The following is a 15609-nucleotide window of genomic DNA, read 5'->3' on the forward strand; positions in this document are numbered from 1 at the left end:
TAAAATTAGATCCTCAAAACAATGCCAAAATATCTTCTGTTTGGAACCTACTGCGATCATGTTTTATCAAAGCGAGAACCCTACCGAAAAGCTCATTTAGAGGGAATTAAAAAACAAAAGGAAGCCGGAATTGTGGTTACAATTTGCCCCACTCAAGATTTAACAAAAGTTTTTGGAATCTATGAAGCAGAAAACGAAGAAATTGTACGACAACTGATTGAATCTGATGTGTATTGGCTGAATGGAATTTGGACAGAATACGAAGTGAAAGAATGGATTCAGGTATTCTAAAATCTAGGAATTAATTTTACTCAATTTCATCAGGATTAACGTCTAACTCTCTCAATCGATATAATACCATTTTCCCGACAAATATTTAGATCTAATCGAATATTCACCCCCTTCTATCTCCGACAAAAACTCTATCATAATCGCTATAATTTCTCCTTCTCAATGAGGTGTATAACTGGGGCGAGTTTTTTTAGAGAGATTTGTTGTTAAAGCTGCTGTTGATATTATGCGAGTGTTGCTATTCAACCCGTCGTTAAAACCACTGGCTAACTTTCTCCCGTATTATTTTTTGTTTTGTCGAGAGAATTTTAGATGAGTAATTTTGCTTATTTACTTTAGATAAAAATCTATCAAAACTTAACACTTTTTTTATACCCGACGATTGTGGCAATTACTGATCCTTCCTTGGTAGAATAGATTAAGCAAATCTTAAAAGTCATCATTCTGTTCACTGCGTACATTTTTTTGTATCTTAAGGTTTACTTCATCAACTTTCTCGGAGAGAATGAAGACAGGAGAGAATGATCCCTATAGTGTTTGTCGTTTAAACGAGGATATTGCCAGAATGTTATTTAAATGTGAACTTTGGCCCGGTAGCATCTGTAAATGTGATGTGACCATTCACTGTAAGCCCGATGGGAGTAAAGTGATCACCGTTACAGAGTTACCTTGGAACAACGGAATTAGCATCGGTCGAGCCTTCGAGATTTTATTAGACCAAATTTGTCAAAAATACTACATCGATCCCGAGCGAGTCATGTACTTTGAACGCATCCTCGAACGGGGAAGTTTAGTTGACCGTTGGTTTTTAGTTCATTTCGATGTCGTCGAAAATAGAGTCTGTAATCCTCATTGGCAAAATGTTAGTTATAGCTTCGTTCGTTCAGCGATGTCACTTTCATTGACGACTCAGGATCGATATTAAACCGACAACTCGTGAACCCAGTTGAGCAACTTCATGCAGTTGTGATAAAAGTTGTATATCGTATTGGGAAAACAAGATGGAACTGGTTGAGATCTTGACTCGTCAACTCGGGGTGCAGGAACAACAAGCCAAAGGAGGAGCCGGACTCCTCTTTCAACTGGCTCAGGAAAAATTGCAAAACGAACAATTTGATCAAATTGCTCAGTATATTCCGGGTATGGGTGAACTCCTCAGTGCTGCTCCTGAATCTGGGGGAATGGCGAGTGTTTTAGGGGGGTTAGCTTCAGCGATGGGAGCGCCTGCATCGGTGGGAAATCTGGCGAATTTAGCCGGTGGATTTTCTAAACTGGGTTTAAATACCAGTATGATTAATATGTTTGTGCCGATTATCCTGTCTTATATTCAAGGAAAAGGGGGCATCGGAGCGAGTCAGTTACTAGAACAAGTTTTAAAATAGCTTCTGTATAAACTGAATATTTTCTACTCTGAGTTTATCCCCCCTAGCCCCAGGGCCGTTTCATTCTAGCCCTAAAACTTGATTTGTGGGGAGGTAGGGAGGTGGGGAGGTAGGGAGGTAGGGTTCCGGGGGGGAATTTTTATTAATAAAAAGCTATTTTTCATCTCCAAAAAATCCTCTCCCCACCACCCCATCACCCCCGACAATTTTTAACTTAGAATGAAACAGCCCTGCGATCTTAGGGGGATTTAGGGGGCTTTTTAAGGGGAATTTAGGGGAATTAAAAAACGACTAAACAAAGCGATCGCCCGCTTCGATTAACGCCGAACGAATTCCCGGTTCACTCATTGAATGTCCCGCATCAGGAACGACTATTAATTCTGCTTCCGGCCAAGCTTGATGAAGCTCCCAAGCGGTTTTCATCGGACAAACCACATCATAACGTCCTTGAACAATTGTACTGGGAATCTGACGAATCCGATCTATATTGTTTAAGAGTTGGTCTTCCGGTTTTAAAAAGCCTCCATTAACAAAATAATGACATTCGATCCGAGCAAATGCGATCGCAAATTCATCTTGACCAAACTTTTGCTTTAAATTAGCATCAACATAGAGTTTACTGGTACTTCCTTCCCAAATAGACCAGGCTTTCGCTGCTTCTAAACGAATATTAAAATCCTCACTATTAAGACGTTGAGAATAAGCTTGCAATAAATTATCTCGTTCTTCTACAGGAATAGGTTTGAGATATTCTTCCCAAGCATCAGGAAAAATATAACTTGCTCCTTCTTGATAAAACCAACGAATTTCGGGCGATCGCAATAGAAAAATTCCTCGTAAAATCAAACCATTACAGCGATCTGGGTGAGTTTGACTGTAGGCTAAAGACAAGGTACTTCCCCAACTTCCCCCAAAAACCACCCATTGTTCAATTCCCAAACAAGTTCGTAATTTTTCAATATCGGCAACCAGATCCCAAGTTGTATTTTCCCGAAGTTCAGCGTGAGGGATACTGCGCCCACACCCTCGTTGATCAAACATAATAATTCGCCATTTTTCGGGATGAAAATATTGACGATATTCGGGTAAACAACCACCCCCCGGCCCACCATGTAAAACAACAACAGGTTTTCCCTTTGGGTTCCCCGACTGTTCAAAATAAATGGTATGAAGATCGCTAACTTTTAGGGTGCCTTGGATATAAGGTTCAATGGGGGGATAAAGTTCTCGCATGGCAAAAAATTAGAAAACTCACCTGAATTTATCTGAATAAAAAAAGGGTACAGTAGATGCTATATCCCCCTAAATCTCCCGCCCCCGTGACCCCCAATGATGGGGGTATTCTGGGGGACTTTGAGAAGATTTCTTTCTAAGAATACGCCCTATTATCGAAACGTACCATTGTTTTCAATTCACGACTTTAATTTGAAGCTGAATTTAAGCGATCGCGTGCAGCTTTAAGTGATGATCTAACCTGTTCAAACCCTGTTCCTCCGTAGCTATTACGGGCGGAAATCACTTGTTTAGGAGTGATCGCATCATAAATATCATTTTCAAACGCCGGATGCAAACTTTTCCATTCTTCTAAGGTTAAATCCTTAAGTAGTTTTCCGGCTTCTAAACAGGTAATAACCACCTTTCCAACTAAGTTATAAGCTTCGCGGAATGGTACCCCTTTTGTTGCCAAATAGTCGGCGACATCGGTAGCGTTAGAAAAGTCTTCACTAACAGCTTGGGTTAAACGTTCAGTTTTAAATTCGATTCCTTCTTTTAACAGAATGGTCATCGCTTCTAGACTGCCTTTAACCGTTTTAACGCTATCAAATAAGCCTTCTTTGTCTTCTTGCAGGTCTTTATTGTAAGCCAAAGGTAAAGCCTTCATGATCACCAGCATAGCCTGTAAATGCCCAAAAACACGCCCTGTTTTTCCGCGTACTAATTCGGGAATATCGGGGTTTTTCTTTTGGGGCATAATACTCGAACCCGTCGAACAGTTGTCTTTGAGGCTAATAAAACTAAATTCCTGGGATGCCCACAAAATCATTTCCTCAGATAAGCGACTTAGGTGAACCATAATCAAACTCGCCGCCCCGAGAAATTCAATCGCCCAGTCGCGATCGCTCACGCCGTCCAAACTATTAGCATAAACCTTGCCAAATGTCAATAGTTCGGCACTGTAATGGCGATCAATGGGAAAAGTCGTTCCCGCCAAAGCCCCACAACCGAGGGGGGAGATATCAACCCGTTTATAGACATCTCCGAGGCGTTCCCAGTCGCGCTGAGTCATTTCCACGTAGGCTAGAAGGTGATGGGCTAAACTCACAGGTTGGGCGCGTTGGAGGTGCGTATAACCGGGGATAGGCGTTTCAACGTGAACGTCTGCCAGATCGAGTAAAACCCGTTGTAAGTCGAGGAGTTGAGAACGAATTTGTTGAATTTGATCGCGAAGATAGAGGCGAGTGTCCGTTCCGACTTGATCGTTGCGAGAGCGTCCCGTATGGAGTTTTTTACCGACATCTCCGGCAATTTCAGTTAAACGGCGTTCAACAGCGAAATGAACATCCTCAGCTTCAACTCCGGGGTGAAAATTTCCCTGGCGATATTCTTGACGAATTTGTTCCAAACCTGCAACCAGTTTTTCACCTTCATCGGAGGAAATAATCCCAGTTTTAGCCAACATTTTGGCATGAGCAATAGAACCGCTCAGATCATACTCGATCAGTTCGATATCAAAGCCAATACTGGCATTAAAAGTGGCGATCGCTGGATGCAAAGCGGTTTTAAACCGATCACTCCATGTTTTTGGATTGGTCATCAGAAATAAGAAATAAGAATTAAGAATTAAATCTTGCTCAAGGCTAGGGGTGAGAAAAACGAGAATTTTCACCTTTTAAGGCAAAACACTCCTAATCCACCACCCGACGCCGACTCCGATTAAAAGCGCCCAAAGTTGACCTGTTTGGAGCAAATTATTCCAGACTTTTTGGACGTTAGCCACCAGGTCTACATCACTTTGTTGAGCGATTACCGTGTAGTTTGATGAGGACTGCCAGAACCAGTGAGAAAGAGTATTCACACCTATCATTCCATCACATCCTACATCAAGAAGCATCATGGCAATTTTCCTCGGTCGAAGGTTGAACCTGCACAACAACGAGCGTCATATCATCAATATTGTGACTACCGGGGCCAACAAATTGTTGAACTTGCTCAAAAATATAATCTAGAATCGCTTGTGAGCTATTGTAATTTTGGCAAGCCCATTCAAAGGCATTTTGCAGATTTTCTTCATCAAAGCGTTCGCCTTTTTGATTAGCGGCATCGGTGAATCCATCAGTGTAATAAACAATGATATCTCCCGGATGAAGTTGAACCTGTGCCTCTGAATACCGAGTATCGGCATCTAAACCAATCAACATTCCCAAGGTATCGAGTTGCTGAATTGATCGCGTCGCTGCTTGCCATAACAATGGCGGATGATGAGCGGCGTTGCTGTAAGACAGGATACGAGTGGTCGGGTCGTACTCTGAATAAAATAGAGTTACAAAGCGATTAGAGGTTTCGAGATCGGCGTACATGACGCGATTGAGGTGTTCAAGAATTTTGGCGGGACTGTGGCGGTTGAGAACTTCTGCCCGTAACATTCCCCGAGTCATGGTCATAATTAACCCCGCCGGGACGCCTTTGCCCATAACATCGCCGATGACAATACTCCAATTTTCCTGAATTTTCTCCTGACTTATCGACTCAGAAGTGGCAGAGGGGCGACTTTCTCTTTGATCGAAGTTGGAAGGAATAAAATCATAATAATCGCCACCGACTCGGTTAGCCGTTTGACAATGAGCGGCAACATCTACACCGGGAATTTTCGGGCATTTTCGGGGTAACAGACGGACTTGAATTTCGGCGCCAATTTCTAACTCGCGATCAAGGCGTTCTTTTTCCCGTAGAGAAACTGCTAGTTCATCATTGGCAATGGCAACTGCGGTTTGATCGGCAACCAGACGCATTAATTTTTGGCGTGTGGGTGTCCAGTGATAGTTCGGATCATGGCTAAAGACATACAGCCGTCCGCGTTCAATATTATTAACTAAAATTGCCGTCCCAAACACTTGCACCTCTGGCCCTAAAAAATTGCTGACTTGGTAATCAAGATTAGCAATATAGGATTTGAGCAGATTTTTGGGCATCCGATCCACTGAATTGAGAGGCCCAACGCTGACTTGACGAGTCGCCGTTTCTAGGGCTTGACGAATATCGTGGCACTGACGGCCTTCTTGACAGTGCAGCCGTTGAAAACGGACTTGGCCGTTTGGTTTAAACAAAACAAGGGCACCGCCATCGGCATCTGTAACCCGACTGGCAACGAGGGGAGTCAATTCTAAAAATTGATTGAGATTCTTAAAACTACGGAGGGCAAATCCGAGAGAACTCAACAATTCATTTACATTCTGCTGTTCCCGATGCAAACGAGCCACCAATTCTTTCAACGTTCTGACGGGGGTAATTTCCGTCGGGGTTGATTGACGAGCATTGGACTCAGCCGTTCGCGTTGCGTCTCCAGTGGAGAATCGATCAGAGTGATGGGGCAAGGGCAGAGCAGTCATATCTGGTTCAGATAATGGTTTGTACAAAAATGGGATATACTGAGTCACTCGGATTTTAGGGGGTTACTCCGACGCTCAAGAAGATCATCAATCAGTCATTCAAGGATTTCTGAATTTTGGGCAGCCAAGCCGGGTTTCCCTCATCTCAAATCTCAACAAAACTGCTTAACTAAAAAATTCGACTTAGCCACTGAGTAAAGCTTCTATAAACTCATAGCTTGAAAAAGGTCTCAGGTCTTCGATACTTTCCCCCACACCAATAAAACGAATGGGTAAACCTAACTTTTGGACAATTGCTAGAGCAACACCACCTTTAGCAGTTCCATCTAATTTTGTCAAGACTACACCACTGAGTTGAGCAGCTTCCGCAAAAACTTCAGCCTGACGCAGACCATTTTGACCGAGAGTTGCATCGAGTACGAGTAGGGATTCTACGATCGCATCGGGTGCTTTTTTTTCAATAACCCGGCGCACTTTACTGAGTTCTTCCATCAAATTTTTCTTGTTTTGCAGGCGTCCGGCCGTATCAACCAAAAGCAGTTCGATGTTTCTGGATCTAGCGGCTTCCATTGCATCAAAGACAACGGCGGCTGGATCGGTATTCTTGCCGGGATTGGCAATGACATCAACCCCACTGCGTTCACCCCAGATTTTAACCTGTTCGACGGCGGCGGCTCGGAAAGTATCTGCTGCGGCAATCAGGCAACGATAATCAGATTTTGTCGCAATGTGACCAATTTTTCCAATGGTTGTCGTCTTACCTGCACCATTGACTCCCGTGATCAGCCAAATATTTAAAGTGTCTTTCTGGGGAGCAAATAAAGGACTATAACCATTTTGATAGGGTCGATCGAGGAGTTCTCGCAGAATTTGCTTGAGGTAGGCAATTGCTTGTTCGGGAGGGAGAATTTCGGTGCGAATTTTCTCTTGGAGTGCGGCAATTACGGTATCGGTAGCTTCAACACCGACATCGGCTTGTAAGAGTAAGGATTCAATTTCCTCTACCGCTTCCTGGTTTAATGGCCCCTGACCGACGATCGCTTTGAGTTGGTTGAGCAAGTTGCGACGAGTTCGCCCTAATCCACGCCACAGTTTTTGCAACCAGGTAATTTCTTCAAGAGCGACATCTTCAGGACGACGACCTTGATTGGCCAAAACTTCCGCCGACCACATAAACATCTCATCAAATGTCATCGCTGACTGTTCAGGTTGAACGGCTTCACCAGAAGTTTGGGCGGTGACGGGTTCGGGTTCTTCTTGGGCTGTTTCTTTTAAACGTTCAATTCGGGCTTGACGTTCGGCTTGAGATTGCGCCCAGATGGGTAAGGAGGCTTCGGCGGCGGTCGTTTTTTCGACTTCCTCTGCTTCCTCTGCTTGGATTTCGGGAACCTCAGTTGAGGAAAGTTCGGGAGAATCGGCAGGAATCACTGATCCTATTTCCGGTTCAACGACAGTCGCTGGTACAGTCGCTGGTTCGGTTACGGCTTCAATGTCTGTTTTTTCGGCTTCCTCGGTTTGGATCTCCTCTGGCGGTTCCGGAGTGGGTTGTTCGTCTAGCGTTTCTACAGCGTGAGTCTCTAACTCCGGTTCGGTTTGGATCTCTTGAGGCTGTGATTGTTGTTCTTGTTGGGTTTGCAGATTTTGGTAAGCTGTTTTTGCCCATTGGAGATAATCATCAGCCGATGTTGTTTTTGCGGTTGTCGGTGGGGACTGTTCTTCCTCAGACGGTTGAGGTTCGGCTTGGCGTTCCTCCTCAGAGGGACTTTCGGGATCTACCGATTGTTCTGCTGATGGGGAAGTTGCGTCCTTCGTATCAAACTTACGACGAAACCAATTGAAAACCATTGCACTGACTCGCTCTCGATGTGAGACTATTTCTAAATTATTAATAGTTTGTCAGAATTTTGCCCAATAATGAATCTTTTTTTGAATCCAATTGCAATTAGACCGTATGACTCCTTGATAGTTGTAACACTTATTCTGACTGTTGACCAATATGAAGACTACGACTAAAGATAGAGTGATCAGATTTATTTTGAATCAAGAGTATGAGTAATTACTTAAAATTGGCAACCTCCTCTGCTGAATAGAAATCACTGACAATAGATTCCCAACCGTAAACTTGACCAAATCTTTACAGTTTTTACAGGTTTGCTTTGAAAAAGCTTTACCAACAAGGAAGTTATGATATATTGATCGGTAAAATCAACCGAGTGATAATTTGACCCGAATCAAGTTTTTGGAGTTGAAACTGACCTCCCATTTTGTGAAGAATACGCTCTACAATCATCAAATGTTGACCGGGTGGACGATCTAGGGTAGAAGGCTTCAGCAAATCCGAAGATCGACCCGCTTCTAGATCCCGAATCAGGTGAGGATGGATCAGACCCCGATCCATAACCACAAATTCCAAATGTTGTTCATCTAATGCTTGAACGTTAATGTCAATTACCCCCTTTAACGGTGCTCGATAACAAGCGATCAGCAACAATTCATAACAAACCAGTTCCAGTTTAAGACTATCGGCGATTAACGAGAGATTCCTCTGTTGTTGAACTTGTAGCAAAAGTTGGCGATTTTTCATCACGGGTTCAATCCGATCGCCAACTCGTCGTAATAAGTTAGAAACAACAATCAAATCATGGCGATTATGAAGTTGCCACTGCTCCCGTTTGAGTAATGATGAAGTCGAAGCTAAAGTCTGACTAATTTGACGGATAAGCTGTTGATAGCGCAAATTCGTCAATTGATATTTATGTTCATCGATATCGGGAAAAGGGGATTGTTTGAGTTCAGTGAGTTGTTTGATTCGACTTCCGACTACACGATAAAGTTCTTCTAAACGACGTTGTTTGTACCAGTTGAGCCATTCGAGTTCTTCTCGCTGTTGAGACAAGCTAGTTTGAACTCTCAGCGATCGTCGCATCCAGGCGAACTGAGTCACAAATCCCTCTAAAAGCTGACGGGTTTGCTGAGATTCATCTTCTAAATAAGGAGAACTGAGAATCAGTACACCTGTAGATAAATGTTGGGAATGAGTTCGTAATGCGATCGCCCAAATTTGATCACAATCGGATGGACAATTTAGCCACTGACGGGTGATTGTCGGTAGACTGTTGATGTCTTGGCAAAAAATCCCTTCCGTTCCTAAAACCTGTTGAATCAAAGAGTCCTGCTCAACATCTATCGTCATATTTGTTTGCGAAACAACGGGCTGTTGGTGTTCATAGCGCTGAACAATTTCACCTTGTTTCTGGCTTTCTGTCCAGGTTACAAGGAGCAACAAATGACTCGACAAGTTGAGGGCAATTTGTTCGGTAAAGCGACGTTCTAACTCGCAAATTTCATCGGTTTGCTGGCTAATTTGCCAACCGATCGCACTCATCTGGCTGAGTTGATGTTGAACTTCCACCTGATGGTTGAGGTGCCATTGCTGCAAGATTAACCCTAATTGTTGGGCAACTATTTTCACTAAGGCTGATTCGGCTTGAGTCCAGGTGCGAGGGCTGGTATGACCAATAACGAGCAGTGAACGACGTCTTGTTGGGGTTTTGATGCCGGGATGATCATCGGTGGGACAGACTAATAGCGATCGCACTCCAATTTCTCGTAACGGTTCACTCCAAGCTGATAAGCTGGGGTTGTCATCCAATTGTTCAATTGCGATCATGCCTCTGTCTTGAAATTGCTGTTCGCTCGCGCGGGTGAGCATTGCTAGAGGGGTGGTGAGCAAGCGATGATCCGGCAGTGGATTTTGATACAGGAGATCAAACTGGTGGTTGGTGGGTCGTTCTTCGAGTAGAAAAAAGTATTCGCTCTTTAAGCGTTGACACAAGCGCTCGGCACTACTGGAAAGGAGAATGTGCCAGTCTTCATTGGTGACAATGGCTCGGGTGATTTCTGCGGTTAAGGCGTGATTTTGCTTGATTTTTTTGATTGTATCGTTCATGTCCGCTAGAGGTGCAATTACGCCCAGGAGTTGAGCCATTCCTCGGACATAGGTTTTCTCGGTGGTTTGCCAGATGCGAGGGTGTTTTCCTTCGATCGCTAAAAATCCCAGGAGTTCTCGGTTAAAAATGATCGGGGCGGCGAGTAACGATCGGACTCGCATTCCTCGCATTAAGCGTCGAGTGATTTCGGTTTTGAGGGTGCTGTGAGATTGACCAATCGAAACTAAGCGATCGCTGGCTAAAGCTTGATAGAACTCGGTCAAATCTTGGAGATTAATTCCGGAAGCCGCACGGGTAATTATGGCTTCTGGTGTTTTTTTGAGGTTACTGCTGCGTCGCCAAAAGTAACGTCCGTCTTGATGATACCAATAAATATTGGTGCGTGTGGGTTGAATAAATCGATGGGTTTCTTTAACGACGGCTTCGAGATAGTGATCGAGACGCACAAAACGACGAAACTCAGATAATAATTTCAGTAGGGAGGCGCTCGGATGTTTGGTTTGCTGACGTTGCCAATCGGTTTCGATGTGATACAGTGCGGTTGCTAATCCCCCTAAGATGATCGAAAGATATTCGGTTTCGTTGGTTTCGAGATAGCGATCTTTTTCACTTGTTCCGAGTAAGACTAAGCCAAAGCCCCGATCTTTGTGTCGCAGTGGATAGAGAAGGGTTGAGTGAATATTATAGGTTTGGGCGAGTTTACACCACTCTCCGACTCGGGTTTCGGTTTGTAAGTCGGCGATCGTAATGGGTTGTAACTCAATGATCACTTGTTCAAATAAATCTCCGGCGATCAGAGGAAATCGTTGTTTGAGAAAACTTCTTTCCTCATCGGGGGTGATTCCCCCTTTACCGACTAACTGATGGTCGAGGCGATCGTACAGGCCAATCCAGATTAAACGATAGTTGAATTTCGCTTGCAGATAGGATAAGCTGATTTGCAATAGGATATCTACGTTGTCTTGTTCTCGCAATGTTTGGAGAACTTGACTGAGGGTCATCGCCTGCACCCGATCGGTTGAATTTGAATGCTGCCCCATAGGAATTAAACTCTTTAAAAAAATTTGAATTTGATTAAAATCTCACAACGGTGAGTGGCGATCAGAAAACTTTTAATCGTTTTGCTGCATAGTTGGAAACAATAGAGTTGTTGGTTTTATTTTTGATGATGCCGTTAAGAAGATTTTAGGAGAAATTGTTGGATATTTATCGAAGTGTGATCAGACCTATTTTATTTTCTGGATTGAACGTTGATCCAGAGTGGGCGCATCATCAAACATTACACCTGTTGAGTTGGCTTGATCGCACTTCGACTCAGCTTCCTTCTCGTTGGATTGAGTCAAAAATTCGGTCTTCTTTTTGTCTGTCAGATCACCGTCTCGCCCAAACGTTATGGGGTTTACCGTTTAATAATCCTCTGGGTTTAGCAGCAGGATTTGATAAAGATGGAGTGGCGGCCGGAATTTGGGGAAGTTTGGGTTTTGGTTTTGCTGAGTTGGGAACGGTTACTTTTCATCCTCAACCGGGTAATCCCCAACCGCGATTATTTCGTCTACTTTATGATCAAGCGGTTTTAAACCGTATGGGGTTTAATAATCAGGGGGCAAAAGCCCTCGCCACTCGTTTACAAAGTCGTGAGACTCGTCAATCTTTATCGATTCCCATTGGGATTAATTTAGGTAAATCCAAAGTCACTCCTTTAGAAGATGCTTCTAATGATTATTTGGGAAGTTTTCGAGATTTGAAAGCTTGCGGTGACTACTTTGTGGTTAATGTCTCCTCTCCCAATACACCAGGATTGCGATCGCTACAAGATGCTGAACAACTTAGCAAGATTTTACACAGTTTGCAACAGGAAAATCAAGCCCAAAAACCATTATTGGTGAAAATTGCGCCGGATTTAGAAGATGAGGCAATTTCTGATATTCTGGAACTGGCAAAAACGTATCAGTTAGCGGGAATTATTGCAACGAATACCACGATTTCTCGGGAGGGTTTAAGAACTCAAATAATTACAAAAACTGGAAAATCTCCGACTGAAGAAGCCGGGGGAATTAGTGGAAAACCCCTACACAAACGGTCTACAGAAGTGATTCGTTTGATTTGGGAAAAAACACAAGGACAGTTACCGATTATTGGAGTTGGGGGTGTTTTTACGGCTGCTGATGCTTGGGAAAAAATTACAGCAGGTGCGAGTTTAATTCAAGTTTATACGGGTTGGGTTTATGAAGGGCCGGGAATGATTCGGAATATCTTAACAGGATTGTTAGAAAAGTTAGAACAGCAGGGACTTGAATCGATTTCGCAAGCGGTGGGTTTACAACATAAGAATGATTGATTAAAAGACTAAAATCCATAACCCTGTGAACATAAATAAAATAATATTAATCCAAGGAATAAAACTAATATAAACGGCGGGCTTGATTACTCTAATTTTATACAAACTCCATGCTAAAGCAATACAAAACGCGGCTATAATCGGAAAAGTTGCCATTGAATAAAACAAGGTTTTTGTGAGAATTAAACTCAAACCTGTCTCGATATTCACGTCTAACGAGTCTTCAGGCTCAAAGGCTAAATCAAACCCTAATGTAAAAATAGCTCCCATTAAAGCCGGATAGAGAGCCGCCAAATACACTCCCGCATTGGTAATGATCACTACTTTGGGTCTAACCATAAAAGATGCAACCGATGACAAGCTTAATCATGAGATTAATGTATCATCAAGGGGGTCATGGTTTAAAATAAGCGTCTCTAGAGAGAGTTCGCAAAAGTCCCAATGAGATAATTGTTTGACTGTTCCCGGGTACTCTTAATTCCAAAATTGCTCAGAATTGCAGTTTGAGGAGGCGTAGATTGATTTAGACCACTAAGCAGTCAGATTGAGATGAATACAAAATCCTTTTTATTTGGCATGATTTTATTAGGGTTAGGCGTGGTGGGTTTCGGCTTCAGTCTACGAGAGAGTTATGCTGATAATACTCCGAGTGAGGGGTTGATCGCTCGCGGTACTGTACCATTTTGGAGGGTAGAAATTAGTCGCGATGAAATTATTTTCTTATCACCAACCGCAGAGGAGCAAAAATACCCCTATATCGAACCGATGAGTGCATCTTCACGTCCAGCTTCTTTGATTCAAGTTTATCGGCTTCAGGGAAATCCTAGCGGTTTTTTGGTTTTGAGACAAGACGATACCTGTAATGATGGAATGGCTGATTACACCTATTCGTATAATGCAACGCTTATTTTGGGAAATCAAGTGTTTGAAGGATGTGCGGAAAAACAATAAGTTAACACTGCTTAAACTTCAGATGAATTGGTAAATTTTTTTAACAATTTACAGAAAGAAGATTATCACTTAGAATTATAATAATTTAGGGCAGTTTTCATGGTATTGTTGTCCCTAAGTTTTTATCGGTATTGACTCCCTCACCTTTTAATTATATGAAAATTAATTCAACTCAAACGACTTATCACTTCAAGCCGGGACAGGTGATTGTTCTGAAAAATTTTAAAGATTCTGGAGTGGTTGAAAATGCACCTGTATTAAAGATTGATGATGATGTCGAAATTTTGGTGACAATTCAGTATATTATTCAAACGGAAAGTCATATAGAAATTGGGTTTTTACCTGTAGAAGTTTCCTATGTTAGTAATATGGCTTATATGATTTTAAAAACCGTTTTTTTTGATAGTGAAACTGAATTTTTTACAGTAGATTGTGCTTATATTCAAGAATATATTGTCGAAAGTCAAGAAGTTGAAAGTGCGATGAAGGTTGATGTGTTTGTGGTTGAGTAAATGATTAAATTTATCCCAATTTGCAAATTTTTCAGGAATCTATTCTACTAATCATGTAATTGTATAAAGACGACTTTAAATAGACAAGTGAATAACGATGCGATCGCTTAAATTACTGATTTTAGTTCTATTGGTGTTGAGTGTCAGTTCTGCGCTCAGTTTTGCTCAATCTACCTCTAGACAACGCCTTCAAAGATCAACTTCTATTGCTCAAAATCAAAGTAATAATCAACTTTCTGGCTATTGTTTTAGTTTAGAAAATGAAACCCTATCTTCAGTGGCTCGAATTTACCTTGAGAAAGAAAATAAGGTTAGTGGTCATGTAAATGCGACAATTCATAATGAAGAAGTCGGATACTATACGTCTTATTTTCAAACTTTACAAGGAACAAAACAAGGAAAGGATTTAAAACTAAATATGATCACCAAAATTGAACTCGATACTCAAAATAGTCAAGAAACGTGGCAGTTAGAAGATGATTTTCTCAATACAGGGAGAGAGGTTTATCAAAGAGTTCCTTGCTTAGTTTCCAGAATTCGATTTGCGAGAGGGGCGAGTTCGGGGACAGTAGAAAATTCAGTTGTTCGAGGGAGTCGAAATATTTATTTACTCGATGCAAAAGAAGGTCAAAAGATGGAAATTAATATTAGTTCGTTAGAAAATAATGCAGTTTTTGAAGTGATGGCGCCCAATGGAGAAATACTCAACTCAGAAGAAACTCTGTCTAGCTTGATTTTACCTGCAACGGGTCGTTATGAGATTATTGTGGGGGGAACTCGGGGAAATGCAACTTATAAATTGACCGTGAAAATTAGATAAGAATAAACTTAAAAAAGACAGGTAAGATCCTGTCTTTCTAGACTACGATAGGATACTAAATAAAAGCTTTAGAAGCTCAGTAGCCCGTCTTAGTAACCTCCGCCAGAACGACCACCGCGACGACCGCCTCCTCCAAAGGAACCGCTATTTTCGCGAGGTTTGGCTTTATTAACTTTGAGATCGCGTCCCATCCATTCCGCCCCATCGAGTTCTTCGATAGCGGATGTTTCTTCGGCATCTGTATCCATTTCGACAAACGCAAAGCCGCGAGAGCGACCTGTTTCGCGATCCGTGGGGATATGAACGCGCTTAACCGAACCATAATCTGTAAACACAGACTTAAGGTCGTCTTCCGTAACCTCGTAGGCAAGATTACCAATATATACAGACATAAGTTACCTCCTTCAATCAAACCGTTGTAGAGATAGAATATTCGGAGGCAAGCTTGGAAAAAATGAAGCAGAACAAAACTGTCAACACTGAAAACAAAAACTGCAACCGAAACTATACTCGGATCTCATTATAACATAAATTTTTGAGACATGGAGGGATCGTCAATGGGCTAGAAACTCAAGAAATGCTGACAGGAAGGTTATTCTAAAGGAATTGTTAACTTTTTTGGACAGGTTCGGGAGATGACTGGAAGCTTGGGGTTAAGGAGGAGTGACAAGTCATTATCCTCAAGAATATGCTCCCGAGGCTGGGGAATTCCTAAAAAAACGTTTCGGGTTATTTTAAGAAAAGAGATTGTGTTGGAT

Annotated in this window: 15 protein-coding genes; 7 read left to right on the top strand and 8 right to left on the bottom strand. The window is 42.3% G+C overall.

Going from position 1 to position 15609, the window contains the following annotated elements; genetic code table 11:
* Positions 1-21 precede the first annotated feature (21 nt).
* From M595_RS17245 to M595_RS17255, 3 genes are all read left to right on the top strand, one after another.
* On the top strand, positions 22-291 hold the full coding sequence (locus M595_RS17245) for a YciI family protein (RefSeq protein ID WP_023067653.1): 270 nt from the start codon (positions 22-24) through the stop codon (positions 289-291).
* Positions 292-796: 505 nt separating this feature from the next.
* Positions 797-1216: a hypothetical protein gene (locus M595_RS17250; protein ID WP_040484266.1), complete on the top strand. Its 420-nt coding sequence runs from the start codon at positions 797-799 to the stop codon at positions 1214-1216.
* Positions 1217-1292: 76 nt separating this feature from the next.
* Positions 1293-1673, top strand: a complete 381-nt coding sequence (locus M595_RS17255; protein WP_023067665.1) for a DUF2780 domain-containing protein — start codon at positions 1293-1295, stop codon at positions 1671-1673.
* Between the two features lie 291 nt (positions 1674-1964).
* Here M595_RS17255 and pip read toward each other — a convergent pair whose 3' ends face one another.
* From pip to M595_RS17285, 6 genes are all read right to left on the bottom strand, one after another.
* Positions 1965-2906 (bottom strand): prolyl aminopeptidase, encoded by a 942-nt coding sequence (pip, locus tag M595_RS17260; protein WP_023067664.1) that lies wholly within the window; start codon positions 2904-2906, stop codon positions 1965-1967.
* A gap of 187 nt (positions 2907-3093) precedes the next feature.
* Positions 3094-4488 (bottom strand): argininosuccinate lyase, encoded by a 1395-nt coding sequence (gene argH, locus M595_RS17265; protein ID WP_023067656.1) that lies wholly within the window; start codon positions 4486-4488, stop codon positions 3094-3096.
* Between the two features lie 75 nt (positions 4489-4563).
* Positions 4564-4788, bottom strand: coding sequence for a hypothetical protein (locus M595_RS17270; protein WP_056041137.1), 225 nt, complete (start codon positions 4786-4788; stop codon positions 4564-4566).
* On the bottom strand, positions 4775-6280 hold the full coding sequence (locus M595_RS17275; protein ID WP_023067672.1) for a PP2C family protein-serine/threonine phosphatase: 1506 nt from the start codon (positions 6278-6280) through the stop codon (positions 4775-4777). The genes M595_RS17270 and M595_RS17275 overlap by 14 nt, the downstream gene beginning before the upstream one ends.
* Before the next feature lie 183 nt (positions 6281-6463).
* Positions 6464-8125, bottom strand: coding sequence for a signal recognition particle-docking protein FtsY (ftsY, locus tag M595_RS17280; protein ID WP_023067639.1), 1662 nt, complete (start codon positions 8123-8125; stop codon positions 6464-6466).
* Positions 8126-8462: 337 nt separating this feature from the next.
* Positions 8463-11270 (bottom strand): GAF domain-containing protein, encoded by a 2808-nt coding sequence (locus M595_RS17285; protein WP_040484267.1) that lies wholly within the window; start codon positions 11268-11270, stop codon positions 8463-8465.
* Positions 11271-11428: 158 nt separating this feature from the next.
* On the opposite strand from M595_RS17285, the gene M595_RS17290 reads away from it, so the two are divergent.
* Entirely contained in the window at positions 11429-12568 is a 1140-nt protein-coding gene (locus tag M595_RS17290; RefSeq protein ID WP_023067647.1) for a quinone-dependent dihydroorotate dehydrogenase, read from the top strand.
* Here the strand turns inward: M595_RS17290 and M595_RS17295 are convergent, their stop codons facing one another.
* A complete protein-coding gene (locus tag M595_RS17295) occupies positions 12569-12907 on the bottom strand; it encodes a hypothetical protein (RefSeq protein ID WP_040484268.1) in 339 nt (112 codons plus the stop codon).
* Positions 12908-13117: 210 nt separating this feature from the next.
* Here M595_RS17295 and M595_RS17300 point away from each other — a divergent pair, with 210 nt between their 5' ends.
* From M595_RS17300 to M595_RS17310, 3 genes are all read left to right on the top strand, one after another.
* Positions 13118-13519: a COG3650 family protein gene (locus M595_RS17300; protein WP_023067630.1), complete on the top strand. Its 402-nt coding sequence runs from the start codon at positions 13118-13120 to the stop codon at positions 13517-13519.
* Between the two features lie 155 nt (positions 13520-13674).
* Positions 13675-14031 (top strand): hypothetical protein, encoded by a 357-nt coding sequence (locus M595_RS17305; RefSeq protein ID WP_023067635.1) that lies wholly within the window; start codon positions 13675-13677, stop codon positions 14029-14031.
* 97 nt (positions 14032-14128) lie between these two features.
* Positions 14129-14851, top strand: coding sequence for a hypothetical protein (locus M595_RS17310; RefSeq protein WP_023067668.1), 723 nt, complete (start codon positions 14129-14131; stop codon positions 14849-14851).
* 89 nt (positions 14852-14940) lie between these two features.
* On the opposite strand, the gene rbp is transcribed toward M595_RS17310, so the two are convergent.
* Complete coding sequence (rbp, locus tag M595_RS17315; RefSeq protein WP_040484269.1) at positions 14941-15243, bottom strand: RNA-binding regulator; 303 nt, start codon at positions 15241-15243, stop codon at positions 14941-14943.
* Positions 15244-15609: the final 366 nt, after the last annotated feature.

The sequence above is a fragment of the Lyngbya aestuarii BL J genome, assembly GCF_000478195.2.
Taxonomy (GTDB): Bacteria; Cyanobacteriota; Cyanobacteriia; order Cyanobacteriales; family Microcoleaceae; genus Capilliphycus; species Capilliphycus aestuarii.

What these genes read in the sequence shown, in the direction of transcription:
- M595_RS17245 (WP_023067653.1), top strand. Translation starts at nt 22, where the DNA reads ATGCCAAAATATCTTCTGTTTGGAACCTACTGCGATCATGTTTTATCA.
- M595_RS17250 (WP_040484266.1), top strand. Translation starts at nt 797, where the DNA reads ATGAAGACAGGAGAGAATGATCCCTATAGTGTTTGTCGTTTAAACGAG.
- M595_RS17255 (WP_023067665.1), top strand. Translation starts at nt 1,293, where the DNA reads ATGGAACTGGTTGAGATCTTGACTCGTCAACTCGGGGTGCAGGAACAA.
- pip (WP_023067664.1), bottom strand. Translation starts at nt 2,906, where the DNA reads ATGCGAGAACTTTATCCCCCCATTGAACCTTATATCCAAGGCACCCTA.
- argH (WP_023067656.1), bottom strand. Translation starts at nt 4,488, where the DNA reads ATGACCAATCCAAAAACATGGAGTGATCGGTTTAAAACCGCTTTGCAT.
- M595_RS17270 (WP_056041137.1), bottom strand. Translation starts at nt 4,788, where the DNA reads ATGATGCTTCTTGATGTAGGATGTGATGGAATGATAGGTGTGAATACT.
- M595_RS17275 (WP_023067672.1), bottom strand. Translation starts at nt 6,280, where the DNA reads ATGACTGCTCTGCCCTTGCCCCATCACTCTGATCGATTCTCCACTGGA.
- ftsY (WP_023067639.1), bottom strand. Translation starts at nt 8,125, where the DNA reads ATGGTTTTCAATTGGTTTCGTCGTAAGTTTGATACGAAGGACGCAACT.
- M595_RS17285 (WP_040484267.1), bottom strand. Translation starts at nt 11,270, where the DNA reads ATGGGGCAGCATTCAAATTCAACCGATCGGGTGCAGGCGATGACCCTC.
- M595_RS17295 (WP_040484268.1), bottom strand. Translation starts at nt 12,907, where the DNA reads ATGGTTAGACCCAAAGTAGTGATCATTACCAATGCGGGAGTGTATTTG.
- M595_RS17300 (WP_023067630.1), top strand. Translation starts at nt 13,118, where the DNA reads ATGAATACAAAATCCTTTTTATTTGGCATGATTTTATTAGGGTTAGGC.
- M595_RS17305 (WP_023067635.1), top strand. Translation starts at nt 13,675, where the DNA reads ATGAAAATTAATTCAACTCAAACGACTTATCACTTCAAGCCGGGACAG.
- M595_RS17310 (WP_023067668.1), top strand. Translation starts at nt 14,129, where the DNA reads ATGCGATCGCTTAAATTACTGATTTTAGTTCTATTGGTGTTGAGTGTC.
- rbp (WP_040484269.1), bottom strand. Translation starts at nt 15,243, where the DNA reads ATGTCTGTATATATTGGTAATCTTGCCTACGAGGTTACGGAAGACGAC.